A 16,693-nucleotide genomic window follows, 5' to 3' on the forward strand; every position below is an offset into this window, starting at 1 on the left:
ACAGGAAGGAAAGCTACAGGTATATTTTATTGAGAATAGTTATCATTTTCATCTTAAAATGAATATCTAGAAGTTGTACCTGTGAAGGAGGATTTACGTGACAAAGCATACCTTTAGTGAACATGTCATAGATGTAATTCAGGAACGCCGGACGATTAAACGATTTAAATCCGACTCCATTCCGGTAGATACGATCAAAGAACTGCTGGACGTCGCTGTGTGGGCTCCTAATCATAAAATGCGTGAACCGTGGCGTTTTCTGTTGTTTGCTGGTGAAGGACGGAAAAAGCTTGCAAAAGCAATTGCAGCCGATATTGGTAAGGACAACAAGTTTGAGAGCGGCATTTTGCACAACCCGATCCAGCTTTTAGTAGTATTGGAAGAAGACCCGCGTCAAGCGGTTTGGGATGAGGATTTTGCAGCGGTCAGCGCGCTTGTACAAAACTTTATGCTTGCCGCATGGAGCAAAGGAATCGGAACGTTTTGGGTGACAAAGCCATTTTTGTATTCGCCTAAGTTCCGTGAGTACTTGGGAATTCAACCGGGTGAGAAGGTAATAGGAATGATATATGCAGGCTATCCTGACGTTATCCCGGAATCAAGACCACGTACTCCGGCAGCCGATAAGCTGACCTTGTTTGACAAATAATCTGTCGTCAGATAAACTTAGTCAAGAATTTTGAAAGCATGGTCCGAAGCTAAAATTTCGAACATCACATTTGCAAAGAATGAAAATTTGGAAGCACCTTTTTTCATATATGCAATGATTCCCGAGAGGGAGCATTCCAATATGAGGAGAGGTGCTTTTTGATATGTATGGAAAATTACACGGAGCTTGTTTGTATGGAATAGATGGCGTTCTGATTGAAGTTGAGACTGATTTGTCCAATGGCTTGCCTCAGACAGCGATTATAGGATTGCCGGATTCGGCGATTCGAGAGGCAGTGGAGCGTGTCAGAGCAGCAATCAAAAACTGTGGCTTTAAATATCCGTCCCAGCGTGTCACGATTAATTTAGCTCCTGCTGATTTGCGTAAGGAAGGTTCATCTTTTGACCTTGCTATCGCTTTAGGGTTGCTGACAACCAGTGAACAGGTCGTTTTACCAGTGGGAGAACGGACGCTGTTTATTGGCGAGCTGGCGCTGGATGGCAGCATTCGTCCTGTGAATGGGGTGCTGTCCATGGTTGATTTGGCCAAGCGAGAAGGATTCCATTCCGTGCTACTCCCCAAGGAAAACGCCAACGAGGCTCGTCTGATCACGGGTATACGTATTTACGCTATACGTCATCTAGCAGATCTTATCCCGATTGAAGATCATGCACAGGGGACTGTTGATAGCCAAGCGACAAATCAGAATTGTACTGCTAGTAAACAGGTCATGATCCAGTCCTATGCCCATTTACCTCAAGCAGAGCATATACCGTTGTGTGAAAAAGAAGGGATAACTAGCAATATGGAGGATTACAGCGATGTACTGGGCCAGCTGCACGCCAAACGTGCGTTAGTCATCGCTGCAGCCGGAATGCATAATATCTTGCTTATGGGACCGCCGGGGGCTGGAAAAACGATGCTCATCCGCAGATTGCCATCTATCCTTCCGCCTTTGACTGAAAAGGAGGCGCTTGAAGTTACCAAAGTATACAGCGCTGCCGGGAAGTGGAAGGAGTCATCGCCTCATCTGATGAATATTCGTCCCTTCCGTTCGCCTCATCATACGATCTCTGCTGCTGGTTTGGTGGGCGGGGGAGGTATACCCAAACCAGGAGAAATCAGTCTTGCGCATCGGGGGATTTTATTTCTGGATGAGTTGCCTGAATTTAGCCGTCATGTGCTAGAAGTGCTGCGCCAACCTTTGGAAGATCACAATGTTACGATCAGTCGTTCACGTGCAGTTTTTAAGTATCCAGCGCATTTTTTACTTGCCGCCTCCTTAAATCCATGTCACTGTGGTTTTTTCGGTAATGACACGGAACATCAGCGCTGTACCTGTTCACCTGCAGCAGTAGCCCGCTACCGTTCACGTATTTCTGGTCCACTGCTGGATCGGATCGATCTTCAGCTTGAAGTATCGCAGCCAAAGGATTGGCGGGAGGAAAAAGAATCATTGTCGTCCGCTGAAATGCGAAGGCAGGTGCTGGCTGCTCAAGCGATACAAATCCACAGATACAGCAAGCTTCCCTTTTCATGGAATAGTGAGCTGTCTGGTCAGATGCTTCGTAAATATGCCGTATTAGAAAGAAATGCAGCAGAGTTGCTTGACCAGACAATGGACGCACTCGGTTTAAGCATGCGCGCGTATGATCGAATTCTCAAGCTTTCGCGTACCATTGCAGACTTACATGACTCAGAGAAAATTTTGACTTCACATGTGGCTGAAGCTATTCAATACTGCCATATGGATAGAGCAAATGCCAGTTTTCCCGAAAGTTAAAAAGGCGATAAAATAGTAGCTATAACACGATCATTTTTATGAAAGAGTTTTCCAAAGCGTATGTACAATAGAAAATGGAAAAAGGACAAAAAAAGCTCCAGACAATAAAGATCTGGAGAAGAAAAATAAGATTATGACAATAGTGATTATACTATGAGTATATCAATTTTGTATATACGTTTATACATCATCTCCCATGTTACTTGATGGAAAAAAAACAAACAGTCTTTAACGAAGGGATAGCTGAAAGGATAATAGCCCCTCGACAAAAACGGTTGAGGGGCTTGTTGTGAAATTCATTCTAACGAAACTATTGAATCCATGAAGAGAGATGAAGACGTCCCCTACATGTGCTAAAGAAAATCTAAGTTACAAAACGTTCAGTTTCACTTCAATATTACCGCGGGTAGCGCGGGAGTATGGACATTGTTCATGTGCGCCTTCCACCAGTTTTACTGCAGTTTCATGATCGACGCCTTTTACCAGTACGTCGAGACTTACTCCGATTCCGAAGCCGCCGTCTTCCACTTTGCCGAAATGGACCGCAGCTGTTACTTCAGTACCTTCATGCTTAATACGTTGCATGCGAGCAACCATATTTAAGGCACTGTCAAAGCAAGCGGAATAGCCTGCTGCGAACAATTGCTCTGGATTCGTACCTGCACCGCCTGCGCCGCCCATTTCTTTTGGGGTATCGATATCTAAACGGAGTTCAGGGGAAGAAGACTCGATATAACCGTTACGTCCACCAACCGCTTTTACTGTTGTTTCATACATTTTTTGTTGAATGGTCATCATAATCCAATCACTGCCTCTCGCTCAATTTATATTTTACACAATTTAACTTATCAAAATAATTATTGTTTGTAAAGTATTTTGTGCAATTAGCATGTATTTTATTATATAATGTGCTAAAATAATGACGAAAGTAGGTGATCAGACAGCATGGAAGACAATCCTAATGAAGGTACAGCGTTGAAACTTGATAATCAGTTATGCTTTGCCATATATGCATGCTCCAGAGAGATTACGAAGCTATACCAGCCTTATCTGGAAAAGCTCGGTGTGACGTACTCGCAATATTTGGTACTTATCGTGCTCTGGGAGCGTGAAGAGTGTACAGTGAAGGAATTGGGTGAGGCACTATATTTGGACTCCGGCACACTAACTCCGCTATTGAAGAGATTGCAGAACGCCGGGCTTATCGATCGAAAGCGTTCCACTCAGGATGAGCGTAAGGTGCTGATTTCTTTGACGACAGAGGGAAGCGCATTACGGGAAAAAGCTCTGTCCGTACCAGGATGCATCCAGGAAAAAACAAGTATGACTCATGATCAATTTGGGTCGCTTCTGCTCCAGTTCAATGATCTGCTCGATCGTGTTCATCAAGCTAATGTACAAATTGAAAAATCATAAGGTGTTTTCAGTTGCTCTTGCGAATCTTATGGCATGAGTTGTTCTCAGCTGAAAGAAAAAATACCTAATAATGCTTGAAGAATTAAAGTGCCTCTTAATGTGGATTAGGTAATCCCATGTTGTAGAGGTGCTTTTTTTGTGTGAATTTGTATTAAGAGAAATATCCAATAATATCCAAACATTCGATTTTGGGAATGATAATGATATCAAAATACTGTAATTCATGAGGTTAAATTATAAGGAAAGCGTTTTAAAAACATGTTACAATGATGTAGGTTTAGTATAGATTTCCTTGTGAACCGCCCTTGTTGCAGTCATGTTGATAGGAGGATTCCAGAATGAATATCCATGAATATCAGGGTAAAGAAGTATTGAAGCAGTACGGAGTGGCTGTACCGAACGGTAAGGTTGCCTATACGGTGGAGGAAGCCGTTGCTGCGGCAGAATCGCTTGGAAGCGCTGTTACGGTGGTGAAAGCACAAATTCATGCTGGTGGACGCGGTAAAGCGGGTGGCGTGAAAGTTGCCAAAGGTTTGGATGAGGTGCGGACTTTTGCTTCTGAAATTTTGGGTAAGGTGCTGGTGACGCATCAGACTGGACCTGAAGGTAAAGAGGTCAAACGCCTTTTGGTTGAGGAAGGCTGCGATATTCGTAAAGAATATTACGTCGGCGTTGTCGTAGATCGTGCGACTGGACGTATCGTAATGATGGCCTCAGAAGAAGGTGGTACGGAAATCGAAGAGGTGGCTGCAGCCACTCCGGAGAAGATTTTTAAAGCGGTTGTTGATCCAGCGATTGGGCTTCAGGTGTATCAGGCCCGTAAGTTGGCGTATGACATTAATATCCCAAATGAACTGGTAAACAAAGCGGTCAAGTTTATGCTGGCGCTATACGAAGCTTTTGTGGACAAGGACTGTTCGATTGCAGAAATCAATCCCTTAGTCGTTACGGGTGATGGGAATGTACTGGCGTTGGATGCCAAACTGAATTTTGATTCTAATGCGTTGTTCCGTCACAAGGATATTTTGGAATTGCGTGATTTGGATGAAGAGGACGAGAAGGAAATTGAGGCATCTAAATATGATCTAAGCTATATCGCTCTGGACGGAAATATTGGCTGTATGGTCAATGGTGCGGGCTTGGCGATGGCAACCATGGATATTATCAAATATTACGGTGGCGATCCGGCCAACTTCCTGGACGTAGGGGGCGGTGCGACGACGGAAAAGGTAACCGAAGCGTTCAAAATCATTTTGTCCGATCCGAAGGTAGAAGGTATTTTCGTGAACATTTTCGGCGGAATTATGCAGTGTGACATCATTGCGAACGGCGTCGTGGAGGCTGCCAAACAGTTGGGGCTGACTCGTCCGCTTGTTGTCCGTCTTGAAGGGACAAATGTTGAGCTCGGCAAACAGATTTTAGCGGAATCCGGTTTGAATATCGTAGCAGCGGATTCCATGGCGGATGGCGCCCAAAAAATCGTCGAACTTGTTCAATAGCCTGTTTGCATTCCGATATGCCGAATAAACGATAGGGGATGTGAAGATCGTGAGTATTTTGGTCGATAAGCATACAAAGGTGATTACACAGGGGATTACGGGAAAAACGGCGTTGTTTCATGCCAAGGGTGCACTTGATTATGGTACACAAATGGTAGGTGGCACCTCTCCAGGTAAGGGGGGCACCGAGGTAGAAATTACGCTGGAGAACGGACAACAGGTCAAATTGCCAGTGTTTAACACCGTAAGCGAAGCCAAGGAAGCTACTGGCGCAACAGCGAGCGTGATTTACGTGCCACCGGCTTTTGCAGCAGATTCCATTTTGGAGGCTGTAGATGCGGAACTAGATCTCGTGATTTGTATCACGGAGGGCATTCCGGTGCTTGATATGATCAGGGTCAAACGTTTTATGGAAGGTAAAAAGACCGTTCTGATTGGCCCTAACTGCCCAGGCGTTATTACGCCAGGAGAATGTAAAATCGGTATTATGCCAGGTTACATTCATCTACCAGGTCATGTAGGTGTTGTGTCACGTAGTGGTACTTTGACCTATGAAGCAGTGCATCAGTTAACGACCCGAGGTATAGGACAATCTTCCGCTGTTGGTATTGGCGGTGACCCCGTTAAAGGTTCAGAATTCATTGACATTTTGCAACGTTTCAATGAGGACCCCAACACTCACGCTGTCATTATGATCGGAGAAATTGGGGGTACAGCCGAGGAAGAGGCTGCTGAGTGGATCAGGGACAATATGACGAAGCCAGTAGTTGGTTTTATCGGCGGTGTGACCGCGCCTCCGGGCAAACGGATGGGGCATGCAGGCGCCATTATTTCTGGTGGAAAAGGAACGGCCAAAGAGAAAATTGCCACGCTTGAAGCCTATGGGATTAAGGTGGCACCGACTCCTTCCGAAATGGGCTCGACACTGGTAAGTGTGCTGGAAGCACGTGGTATTTTGACTTTGTGTACGACACATTAAATCGTGTTTCTTCATTAATATACAGGCCATAAAACTGCATCGAAATTTGCCGCAGGCTAGTGTATAATGAAAGAAAGGTAAGCAACCTTTTTATCTTCTGAAACAGGGGATGAAAAGGTTGCTTTTTTTGCGTTAAGACAGGCTTGTCAGGGAAACGCTTGCAAAATGATTCATTGTGCCACAAAATAAGGGAGGGTTCACTCTTCCGTGAATGGGGGAACCATAGTTTGGAAGAAAGATGGCTTTTGTTAGGCTTGCATGAGTTAGAGGGAATCGGAAGAAAAACAATTCAGCGTATTTGGTCGAGTGACTATCGATTGCATGAGCTACTGCATTTTAGCGAACAAAAGTGGATGGAGATAGGGTTAAGCCCTGCTCAGGCACGAATTGCGGCTCAGTGTTACGATGAAGAATGGGTGCATGAACGATATCAGCGAGTTCTATCCGGTGATATTGGGACGGTAACTTATGTGGACGAGGATTATCCCATATTAATGAAGGAAACAGTTGACCCACCTTGGGTAATGTATACAAAAGGGGATAAATCACTTTTGCATACATGTTCTGTAGCCATGGTAGGAACTCGCGTTCCCACCGCTTATGGACGTAGAGCAGCGGAGATACTAACAGAGGGATTATGTTATGCAGGGATTACAGTAGTTAGCGGATTGGCGAGAGGAATTGACAGTATTTGTCACGAAACAGCCCTGCGCCGGGGAGGAAACACGATTGGTGTACTGGGAACAGCGATTGATCAAATTTATCCTCCCCAAAATGCGTCCTTATTTGCAGAGATGGCTAGCAAAGGCTTGATCGTATCGGAGTATCCTCCAGGCACGAGGTCACATCCGGGAATGTTTCCACAACGTAATCGGATTATAGCTGGCCTAACGAAGGGAACGCTCGTCGTCGAAGCAGATGCAAGAAGCGGCTCCTTGATTACAGCTGATGCTGCGTTAGAGGCAAATCGAGATGTGTTTGCTGTTCCCGGACCCATTACGTCACCGAAGAGTAGAGGCACGCTGAGCTTGATTAAGCAAGGAGCTAAAACAGTCACTGAAGCTTCGGATATTATTGAGGAGTATGAAGCAGATTTGCGTACAAGGGAGGTTTCTTCATACAATAGAGAGCAGAGTCTTAATCTGAAGCAGGTCTCCAAAGTGCCAGAAAGTGAGACTTCTGAGGAAAACCGTGTCATACTGTTGCTCGAACAGGGAACCATGACACTGGATGAACTGCTTGATACTACGGCATGGGATTTTGGACTTTTACACGCAGTTCTGTTATCGTTAATCATAAAAAAAAGGATCGCCCAGCTAGCGGGCACAAAATACAAGCTTATTTAGTAGTTGTTTTTGCAAAGTCCTTAGTTAGTAAATGCACAAATTCAATTTTAAACATCAGGTGGAGGGCAGTATGGTATTCATCCGCGCCGCGGATTCCTACTCCTTCCCCACTTCCTGATATGTGTTGACATCATGACTCGCAGTAGCGGAGCAGATGGAATCTTTCTGAACAAGCACAGCGATCTGGAAAAATGACCAATCTGTGAAGCGCTCTCCGCGTCATAACTCACCACATTTCAGGAAGTCTATCATATTCATGTGTGTAATTGAGAGGAGGAAGAGCCTATGGCGGATTCACTCGTCATCGTGGAATCGCCTTCCAAGGCGAAGACGATCGGCAAATACTTAGGCAGCAAATATATCGTCAAGGCTTCCATGGGTCATATCAGGGATTTACCGAAGAGTCAGATCGGCGTAGAGGTCGAAAATGATTTTAATCCCAAATACATTACCATTCGAGGTAAAGGCTCAATTCTAAAAGAATTAAAGGATGCCCGAAAAAAAGTAAAAAAAGTATATCTGGCGGCTGACCCGGATCGCGAAGGTGAGGCTATTGCCTGGCATCTGGCGCATGCGCTGGAACTGGACGATACAGCAGATTGCCGTGTTGTATTTAATGAAATTACGAAGCAGGCTGTCAAAGATGCTTTTAAAACACCCCGTAAAATCAATATGGATTTGGTCAATGCTCAGCAGGCACGACGGATACTGGATCGACTTGTTGGCTACAAAATCAGCCCGTTGCTCTGGAAAAAGGTAAAAAAGGGTCTATCCGCTGGGCGGGTGCAGTCGGTTGCGGTGAAAATTATTTTGGACCGGGAAAACGAAATTAGTGAGTTTGTACCGGAAGAATACTGGACGATTACAGCTAAACTAGCTATTAAAGACAGCACCTTTGAAGCGAAATTTCATAAGCTGCGCGGTGAAAAGAAAGAGCTCTCCAGCGAAGCGGATGTACAAGAAGTGTTGGAAGCTATCGGAAAATCGCCTTACAAGGTGCGCGAAGTGAAAGAGAAAGAACGTTTACGCAATCCTTCTCCTCCATTCACAACAAGTTCCTTGCAGCAGGAGGCGGCTCGGAAGCTCAACTTCCGTGCATCTAAAACGATGTCTGTAGCTCAGCAGCTATATGAGGGTGTGGATTTAGGAAAAGAAGGGACCGTGGGTCTGATTACGTATATGCGTACGGATTCCACACGGATCGCTGCTTCAGCTCAAGAGGAAGCGAAAGAATTAATTATTCAAAAATATGGCGAAGCTTTTGTACCTGAAACTCCTCGTCAATATTCAAAAAAAGCGGCCAACGCCCAGGATGCGCATGAAGCGATTCGCCCAACCTCTGCGTTACGCGATCCGGAAACAGTTAAGCCGTTTATGAGTCGAGATCAGTTCCGTTTGTACAAATTGGTATGGGAACGTTTCATGGCCAGCCAGATGGCTTCTGCTATTATGGATACTTTGTCCGTAGATATTGAAGCGGGTGAGACGATATTCCGGGCAGCAGGTTCTAAGGTTCGTTTTCCAGGTTTCATGAAAGTGTATGTAGAGGGAAATGACGACGGTAAAACCGAAGAAGATAAACTGCTGCCACCACTTCAACCAGGCGATAAATTAAAAAAAGAAGCGGTTGAGCCGAAGCAGCATTTTACACAACCGCCTCCCCGTTATACGGAAGCTCGACTGGTGAAGACGCTGGAAGAACTGGGTATAGGACGTCCAAGTACGTATGCACCAACGCTGGAAACCATTCAGAAACGTGGGTACGTTGCTATTGAAGAAAAGAAATTTTTCCCTACAGAGCTGGGCGAATTGGTCATCGAACAGATGGAGGAGTTCTTTCCAGAGATACTGAATGTGGAGTTTACAGCTAATATGGAAGGTGATCTTGACCACGTCGAAGAAGGCGAAGGTAATTGGGTCAAGGTGTTGAGTGACTTTTACGAGTCATTCGAGAAGCGACTTGAAGTGGCTGAAGAAGAAATGAAAGAAATTGAAATAAAAGATGAAGTATCCGATGTCATTTGTGATAAGTGTGGCAGTCAAATGGTGTATAAGCTTGGCCGATTTGGTAAATTCCTGGCCTGTTCTGCTTTTCCAGATTGCCGTAACACAAAGCCAATTGTTAAGGATATCGGGATTAATTGTCCTTCATGCGGTGAGGGCCATGTCGTCGAACGACGGAGTAAAAAGGGACGTATCTTCTATGGATGTGACCGCTACCCGGAATGTGATTTTGTTTCCTGGGATAAACCGTCCATTAAGCCTTGCCCAAGTTGCAGTAGCCTAATGGTCGAAAAACGTACAAAACAAGGGACGAAGCTCAACTGTACGGTCTGCGATCACAGCGAAATGCTGGAAGAGAGCGATGAGAGCGTAGAGACTTCTTAAGAACAACAATAGCAGGGGGATTTAAACGTGAGTGAACTACAAAAGGTAACGGTCATCGGAGCAGGTCTGGCGGGCAGCGAAGCTGCCTGGCAAATTGCAAGCCGTGGATTGCCAGTCAAGTTATATGAAATGCGGCCGGTTGTAAAAACACCAGCACATCATACAGATAAATTTGCCGAACTGGTATGCAGTAATTCCTTGCGGGCAAACGGCCTAACGAATGCAGTAGGTGTACTGAAGGAAGAGATGAGAATACTAAACTCCTTGATCCTGAGTGCAGCAGATCGTCATGCTGTTCCGGCTGGCGGTGCATTGGCAGTGGACCGTGACGGATTTTCCGGTCATATTACTGAGACGCTTCATCAACATCCTTTGATCGAGGTTGTTAATGAAGAGCTTCAGGAAATCCCACAGGACGGTATTGTGGTCATTGCGACGGGGCCTTTAACTTCTCCGGCTTTGTCGGAACAGATTAAATCACTGATGGGAGAGGAGTATTTCTATTTTTACGATGCGGCAGCCCCGATTGTAGAAAAGGACTCTATCGACATGAGCAAGGTTTATCTGGCTTCCCGTTATGATAAGGGAGAAGCAGCGTACTTGAATTGTCCGATGAACGAAGCGGAATTTGATGCTTTTTATGAGGCCCTGATTGCGGCTGAGGTAGCGCAAGTCAAGGAATTCGAAAAAGAAATTTATTTTGAAGGCTGTATGCCCATCGAAGTGATGATGCAACGTGGGAAACAAACGGCATTGTTCGGACCGATGAAACCCGTGGGTCTCGTAAATCCACATACAGGTGAACTGCCCCACGCAGTTGTTCAGCTTCGCCAGGACAACGCCGCAGGAACGCTGTATAATCTGGTTGGTTTCCAGACTCACCTCAAATGGGGGGAGCAAAAGCGTGTATTTTCAATGATTCCGGGTCTTGAAGAGGCAGAGTTTGTACGTTACGGTGTGATGCATCGCAATACCTTTATTAATTCTCCGCAGCAACTTCATCCAACTTATCAGTTTAAGGGAAGAAGTAATCTATTCTTCGCCGGACAAATGACCGGTGTAGAGGGATATGTGGAGTCAGCGGCTTCTGGTCTGCTGGCCGGGATGAATGCGGCACGAGCAGCGCGTGGACAGGAAATGTTTGTATTTCCTGCGGAAACGACATTAGGTAGCATGGCACGGTATATTACCACCGCTGATTTTAAGCATTTTCAACCGATGAATGCAAACTTTGGTTTGCTTCCAAAGTTGGAGAAACGGATTCGTAACAAAAAGGAAAAAAATGAAGCTCTCGCTAATCGCGCGTTGGAAAGTTTGCGGGGTTATATCAACGAAACGGGAGTTATGTCAGCTGAAGTACAGGCATAAGGATGAAGGAAAAGGAGGAGCGCGTTATGGATATGTCCTTTCATGCTACCACCATCTGCGCTGTACGCCACAATGGCAAAGGAGCTATTGCGGGTGATGGACAGGTAACGTTCGGCAACAGTGTTGTCATGAAGCAGACGGCTAAAAAAGTGCGCAGATTGTATCGAGGTCAGGTCGTTGCAGGATTTGCGGGTTCAGTGGCCGATGCTATCACGTTATTTGAAAAGTTTGAAAATAAGCTGGAGGAACACCACGGAAATCTTCAAAGAGCAGCCGTGGAACTTGCCAAGGACTGGCGTCAGGATCGTATCCTGCGCAAGCTGGAAGCGCTCATGATTGTGATGGACTCATCCGGAATGTTGCTCATTTCTGGAGGCGGCGAAATTATAGAGCCGGATGATGATGTGCTTGCGATTGGCTCAGGTGGTAATTTTGCATTGGCGGCTGCCCGTGCTTTCAAACGCCATGGGTCTGGCATGGAAGCAAAGGACATGGCACGGGAAGCGCTAGAGGTTGCTTCGGAAATATGTGTGTATACAAACAATCAGATTATCGTGGAAGAACTGTAAATCGGCTCTGAGTATTCAAGGGTGGAGGAGTGCAAAATGAATAATCAATCGTTGACGCCCAGACAAGTGGTATCCGAGCTGGATAAGTATATTGTCGGACAAAAGGAAGCTAAAAAATCTGTTGCTGTTGCCTTGCGCAACCGTTATCGGCGTAGTAAGCTGCCGGATGATATCCGGGATGAAATTGTGCCTAAAAATATTTTGATGATCGGACCGACAGGTGTGGGTAAAACTGAAATTGCACGTAGACTTGCACGGCTCGTGGGAGCTCCTTTTGTCAAGGTAGAGGCGACCAAATTTACAGAAGTGGGTTACGTCGGTCGTGATGTGGAATCCATGGTGCGTGATCTGATGGAAACCTCTATTCGCATCGTTAAGACGGAACGAACAGAGAATGTGAAGGACAAAGCGGAAGACATGGCAAATGAACGGATTGTCAGCATCCTTGTACCTGCAGAAAAGTCAAACAAATCGCAACGTAATCCCTTTGAAATGCTGTTTGGCAATAACACGGGAACTTCAGTAGAAGAAGAACCACCACAACAGGATGGATCTTTGGCAGAAAAGCGCCGTAAGGTTAAATTCGATCTATTGTCTGGTAAGCTTGAGGATGATGTCATAGAGATTGATGTGGAGGATACTGCCCCCAATATGCTCGATATGTTTGCTGGGCAAGGGAATGAACAAATGGGTATGAATATGCAGGAGATGTTCGGAAGTTTTCTGCCCAAGCGGACGAAAAAGCGCAAGCTACCAGTCAAGGAAGCTCGCAAGGTGTTGATTCAAGATGAGGCCGCCAAATTGATCGATATGGATGATGTGATTCAGGAGTCTGTGAAGCGTGCTGAGCAATCCGGTATTATTTTTATTGATGAAATAGATAAGATTGCCAGCCAGGGTAAGGGTAGCGGCCCCGATGTGTCGAGAGAAGGCGTCCAGCGCGACATTTTACCTATTGTCGAAGGATCTACCATCATGACCAAATACGGTCCGGTAAGAACAGATTACATTCTGTTTATTGCGGCAGGAGCTTTTCATGTTGCAAAACCATCTGACCTGATCCCTGAGCTTCAGGGCCGTTTTCCAATCCGTGTGGAATTAAGTAGCCTGACTTTGGATGAGTTTGTGTCGATACTGACGGAGCCTAAAAATGCGCTGACCAAGCAATACACTGATCTACTCCGTACTGAGGAGATTGAAGTCGAATTTTCTGCGGAAGCGATCCGTGAGATTGCCAGCATTGCTGAGTCTGTAAATCGTAACACCGAAAATATTGGTGCACGTCGTTTGCATACCATTCTAGAAAAGCTGCTGGAGGATCTGTCGTTTGAAGCACCAGAGCTTACATTGGATCGTATGATCATTACTCCGGAATATGTACGTGAGAAGCTGGGAGATATTGCCCAAAACAGGGACCTTAGTCAGTATATTTTATGAATAGGGTTTCTAAAAATAGGGTGTGAGGTCCAGAATAACACTATCTTGCACCGTCGTTTAGACCTAGATAATGGTCAAGTTGATGATTTTTCTGTCTATTCCAAAAGTAGGACGTATAATCTTTTACAGGTGTAAAGTGCTAAGAAAACATTCATTTTCTTGAAATAAACCTGAAAAATTTAACATTTTATGCATCTAAAGCCCTCTTTTTTAAAAAAGATAGGGCTTTTTTCTTATTGTAATTAGGTCCCAACTCTACGAAACTTAGAATATATGACAGAAAGTTATTGTTTTCTACTTAAGACCTAAAAGAAATGTATAATTATGAAATTTTATTGTCGAAAAAAAGTGAAAAATCTTGTTTTATTGAATCTTACTTTGGAGTAGACGCTGGGAGGGAGGAGCTAAATGAATCTGCTGGGTGATATGAGCTTTCAAAAGCTTCAGGCAGGTGTACAGGCGGCAAATACGAGACAACGTGTGATGGCCGACAATATATCCAATGCGGATACCCCGTATTTCAAGCGTTCGGAGGTTTCATTTGAAGAACTGCTTCAGCAGCAAATGGACGGTGATGTCACACCACTACGTGGAAAAGTAACCAATTCAAGACATTTTCAAATAGGACCTGTGAACTCCATTCCAGATGCCACGGTCACCAAAGATGGGTACTCAGTCATGAATAACAATATGAACAACGTAGATATCGACAGAGAAATGAGTCTTATGGCTGAAAATCAACTAAGATATAATACCTACATCCAAGAAATTAATGAGCGCATCAAGATGATGAGAACAGCGGTAGAAGGGAGATAGGACTAGGTGAAGATTAACAACGGCTTTGATATTAGTGCATCTGCTCTTACGGCCCAACGGTTGCGGATGGACGTTATATCTAGCAACATTGCCAACGCAGAGACAACTCGGGCGAAAGTAGAGAATGGACAAGCAGTTCCATATCGGAGAAAAACGGTTGTTTTGGAGCCGAACCAATCTGGCTTTGCCGATGTTTTGAAGGCTCAAATGGAAGGAAGTAGCACAAGCGCTGCTGGCGTTAAGGTTTCGCAAATTCAGGAAGATCAGTCACCTTTAAAGCCTGTGTACAATCCGGGTCACCCGGACGCTGATAAAGATGGCTATGTATATATGCCTAATGTAGACATTATGAAAGAAATGGTCGACATGATTTCCGCAACACGCTCATACGAAGCCAATGTAACAGCTCTGAATGCATCAAAGGCTATGGTTTCCAAAGCGCTTGAAATCGGTCGCTAAGTTCTAGGACTACTAACTACTTAATAGGGAGAGTAAAACATGATTCAGAACGCCATGTTTAATGTACAGACACCGGCAATACAGCAGATTCAATCGCCTAACAATGAGTTGACGAAAGCGACGCCTTCCGAATCCTTGAAGGATTTTGGTTCCTTCCTAAAGGATGCTCTCAATGAAGTAGGGCAGCAGGAAGCCGCTACGCACCAGATGTCCGACCAATTCATGGCAGGCAAAGTTGATGTAGATCAGGTCATGATCACTTCCCAACAAGCGCTGCTTTCCCTGCAGCTTACTACACAGGTCCGAAACAAAGCGATCGAAGCCTATCAGGAGATCATGCGTACACAGATGTAAAGAGGGTTTAGCAAAGTTTCGGATGGGGTGACGGAGTGAACGAGAGAATCGCCCAATATCGGGATAAGATTTCCGGGTATTGGAATAATTTCAGCAAAAAACAGAAGATATTACTTGTTTCGACATTAGCATTCATCATTATCGCCGTTGTAGTGCTAACGATGCAGTTTACCAAAACCGAGTATGAAGTGGCTTTCCGAGATTTAAATGCTAACGATGCTGCCGGAGTCATTAAATATCTCGATTCTGCGGGTATACCGTACCAACTTAATGCTGGTGGGACACAAATCTCAGTCCCAACTGCTAATGCGGATAAGGCGAAGGTAGATGTTGGGTCTCAAGGCCTGATTCAGAAGGGTTCAATCGGCATGAGCGCTTTTGACCAGTCCTCCTCTGCGATTGGTATGACGGAGAACGAGTTCAATGTGAAGTACAATAATGCATTGAACGGCGAAATACAGCAACTGTTGGAACGGATGGATGGTGTCCAAAGCTCCAAAGCTGTCATTAATATGCCAAAGGAAAACATTTTTGCCGGACTTGAAGAAAAGGACAAAGCCTCCGCTTCGATTCAAATGGAATTCGAGCCCGGCTTTACTCCAAATCAGCAAGCGATCGATGGATACTTTAATCTGGTAAAAACGGCCGTGCCGAATCTGCCAGTGGAAAACATTACGATCACCAATAAGGAATATGAGTTGATTCCAACGGCCAAGGGCGGTCAAGGTGGACTCACTAGTGGTGTTCAGGAAAACATGGCTCTACAGAAGAAGTTTGAGAGCGATGTAAGGAATAATGTTCAACAATTTTTGTCGAAAATTGTTGGAGACGACAAGGTGAACGTGCTGGTTATGTCCCAGCTAAATTTCGACAAAGTCACATCAAAAGAACAAATGGTCACACCTGTTGATCAAACGAAAATGAAGGGTATTGAAATTAGCGCCCAACAAATTCAGGAAAGCTATACGGGCAGTAGTGGACAAACCGGAGGAGTTGCAGGAACAGGAACACAGGATGTTCCGGGCTACCCGGGAGGAGCTAATTCCGGCAATACCAGCTCAGATAAGAGCTCAAGTACGATTAACTACGAAGTTAACCGAATTGCAAGGGATATTATCCAAAGTCCGTACACTGTAAAAGATTTAACCATTAATGTTGCAGTTGAACCACCAACAGGTCAGCAAACGTTGGATACTGCAACTCAGACAGCAATTCAAAACATTTTGGTTAATATTGTAAGAGCATCGTTGGCGAATTCTGGCACTACTATTACAGACGCTGATTTGGCTAAGAAGGTTTCAGTGTTTTCACAAGCTGTTCCAGCACCTGCGAGCACGAATACATTCTTCTCAGCTTCCAACCCTTGGCTATGGGGCATCGGAGCTGCTGTTCTGGCACTGCTGGCGGGGGTAATCTTCCTCATCGTACGCGGTCGTCGTAAGCAGGAAGAAGAGTTGGATGAAGAATTGCAACTCATGCCAACGCCGACGGAGTTCCCGTCTATTACCATGGAAAGTGTGACAAATGAAAGTCAAGTGCGTAAACAGCTTGAAAGTCTGGCGAAAAAGAAACCCGACGAATTCGTCAATCTGCTTCGTACATGGCTGGCTGACGAATAGAGGTGAGTTCA

The 16,693-nt window shown here is 45.1% G+C and carries 15 protein-coding genes; 14 read left to right on the plus strand and 1 reads right to left on the minus strand.

The window, feature by feature from the left end:
- Window positions 1-97: 97 nt before the first annotated feature.
- Together NLX74_RS03215 and NLX74_RS03220 are read left to right on the plus strand one after the other, a co-directional pair.
- Entirely contained in the window at window positions 98-649 is a 552-nt protein-coding gene (locus NLX74_RS03215; RefSeq protein WP_254327922.1) for a nitroreductase family protein, read from the plus strand.
- A gap of 163 nt (window positions 650-812) precedes the next feature.
- Complete coding sequence (locus tag NLX74_RS03220; RefSeq protein WP_254327923.1) at window positions 813-2,432, plus strand: YifB family Mg chelatase-like AAA ATPase; 1,620 nt, start codon at window positions 813-815, stop codon at window positions 2,430-2,432.
- A gap of 369 nt (window positions 2,433-2,801) precedes the next feature.
- Here the strand turns inward: NLX74_RS03220 and NLX74_RS03225 are convergent, their stop codons facing one another.
- Window positions 2,802-3,230, minus strand: a complete 429-nt coding sequence (locus NLX74_RS03225; RefSeq protein WP_254327924.1) for an organic hydroperoxide resistance protein — start codon at window positions 3,228-3,230, stop codon at window positions 2,802-2,804.
- A gap of 147 nt (window positions 3,231-3,377) precedes the next feature.
- On the opposite strand from NLX74_RS03225, the gene NLX74_RS03230 reads away from it, so the two are divergent.
- From NLX74_RS03230 to fliF, 12 genes are all read left to right on the plus strand, one after another.
- On the plus strand, window positions 3,378-3,848 hold the full coding sequence (locus NLX74_RS03230; protein ID WP_069291720.1) for a MarR family winged helix-turn-helix transcriptional regulator: 471 nt from the start codon (window positions 3,378-3,380) through the stop codon (window positions 3,846-3,848).
- Window positions 3,849-4,186: 338 nt separating this feature from the next.
- The gene (gene sucC / locus NLX74_RS03235; protein ID WP_053325253.1) at window positions 4,187-5,347 is read left to right on the plus strand and encodes an ADP-forming succinate--CoA ligase subunit beta; all 1,161 of its coding nucleotides are present in this window, start codon (window positions 4,187-4,189) and stop codon (window positions 5,345-5,347) included.
- A 49-nt stretch (window positions 5,348-5,396) separates the two neighbouring features.
- Window positions 5,397-6,326 carry a succinate--CoA ligase subunit alpha gene (gene sucD, locus NLX74_RS03240; RefSeq protein WP_254327925.1) on the plus strand — a complete coding sequence of 310 codons (930 nt, stop codon included), beginning with the start codon at window positions 5,397-5,399 and terminating at the stop codon, window positions 6,324-6,326.
- Window positions 6,327-6,553: 227 nt separating this feature from the next.
- A complete protein-coding gene (gene dprA / locus NLX74_RS03245) occupies window positions 6,554-7,672 on the plus strand; it encodes a DNA-processing protein DprA (RefSeq protein WP_254327926.1) in 1,119 nt (372 codons plus the stop codon).
- Between the two features lie 285 nt (window positions 7,673-7,957).
- Entirely contained in the window at window positions 7,958-10,060 is a 2,103-nt protein-coding gene (gene topA, locus NLX74_RS03250) for a type I DNA topoisomerase (RefSeq protein ID WP_254327927.1), read from the plus strand.
- A 27-nt stretch (window positions 10,061-10,087) separates the two neighbouring features.
- A complete protein-coding gene (trmFO, locus tag NLX74_RS03255) occupies window positions 10,088-11,428 on the plus strand; it encodes an FADH(2)-oxidizing methylenetetrahydrofolate--tRNA-(uracil(54)-C(5))-methyltransferase TrmFO (RefSeq protein WP_254327928.1) in 1,341 nt (446 codons plus the stop codon).
- Between the two features lie 26 nt (window positions 11,429-11,454).
- Window positions 11,455-11,997: an ATP-dependent protease subunit HslV gene (gene hslV / locus NLX74_RS03260; protein ID WP_013309881.1), complete on the plus strand. Its 543-nt coding sequence runs from the start codon at window positions 11,455-11,457 to the stop codon at window positions 11,995-11,997.
- 36 nt (window positions 11,998-12,033) lie between these two features.
- Window positions 12,034-13,434, plus strand: coding sequence for an ATP-dependent protease ATPase subunit HslU (gene hslU, locus NLX74_RS03265; protein ID WP_023988186.1), 1,401 nt, complete (start codon window positions 12,034-12,036; stop codon window positions 13,432-13,434).
- Window positions 13,435-13,842: 408 nt separating this feature from the next.
- Window positions 13,843-14,250: a flagellar basal body rod protein FlgB gene (flgB, locus tag NLX74_RS03270; protein WP_013309883.1), complete on the plus strand. Its 408-nt coding sequence runs from the start codon at window positions 13,843-13,845 to the stop codon at window positions 14,248-14,250.
- Window positions 14,251-14,256: 6 nt separating this feature from the next.
- On the plus strand, window positions 14,257-14,709 hold the full coding sequence (gene flgC / locus NLX74_RS03275; protein WP_013309884.1) for a flagellar basal body rod protein FlgC: 453 nt from the start codon (window positions 14,257-14,259) through the stop codon (window positions 14,707-14,709).
- Window positions 14,710-14,748: 39 nt separating this feature from the next.
- Window positions 14,749-15,063 (plus strand): flagellar hook-basal body complex protein FliE, encoded by a 315-nt coding sequence (fliE, locus tag NLX74_RS03280; RefSeq protein WP_061831861.1) that lies wholly within the window; start codon window positions 14,749-14,751, stop codon window positions 15,061-15,063.
- Window positions 15,064-15,098: 35 nt separating this feature from the next.
- Window positions 15,099-16,682: a flagellar basal-body MS-ring/collar protein FliF gene (fliF, locus tag NLX74_RS03285; protein WP_013309886.1), complete on the plus strand. Its 1,584-nt coding sequence runs from the start codon at window positions 15,099-15,101 to the stop codon at window positions 16,680-16,682.
- Window positions 16,683-16,693 lie beyond the last annotated feature (11 nt).

Origin of the sequence: Paenibacillus sp. MZ03-122A, assembly GCF_024213325.1 — a bacterium.
Classification (GTDB): domain Bacteria; phylum Bacillota; class Bacilli; order Paenibacillales; family Paenibacillaceae; genus Paenibacillus; species Paenibacillus polymyxa_B.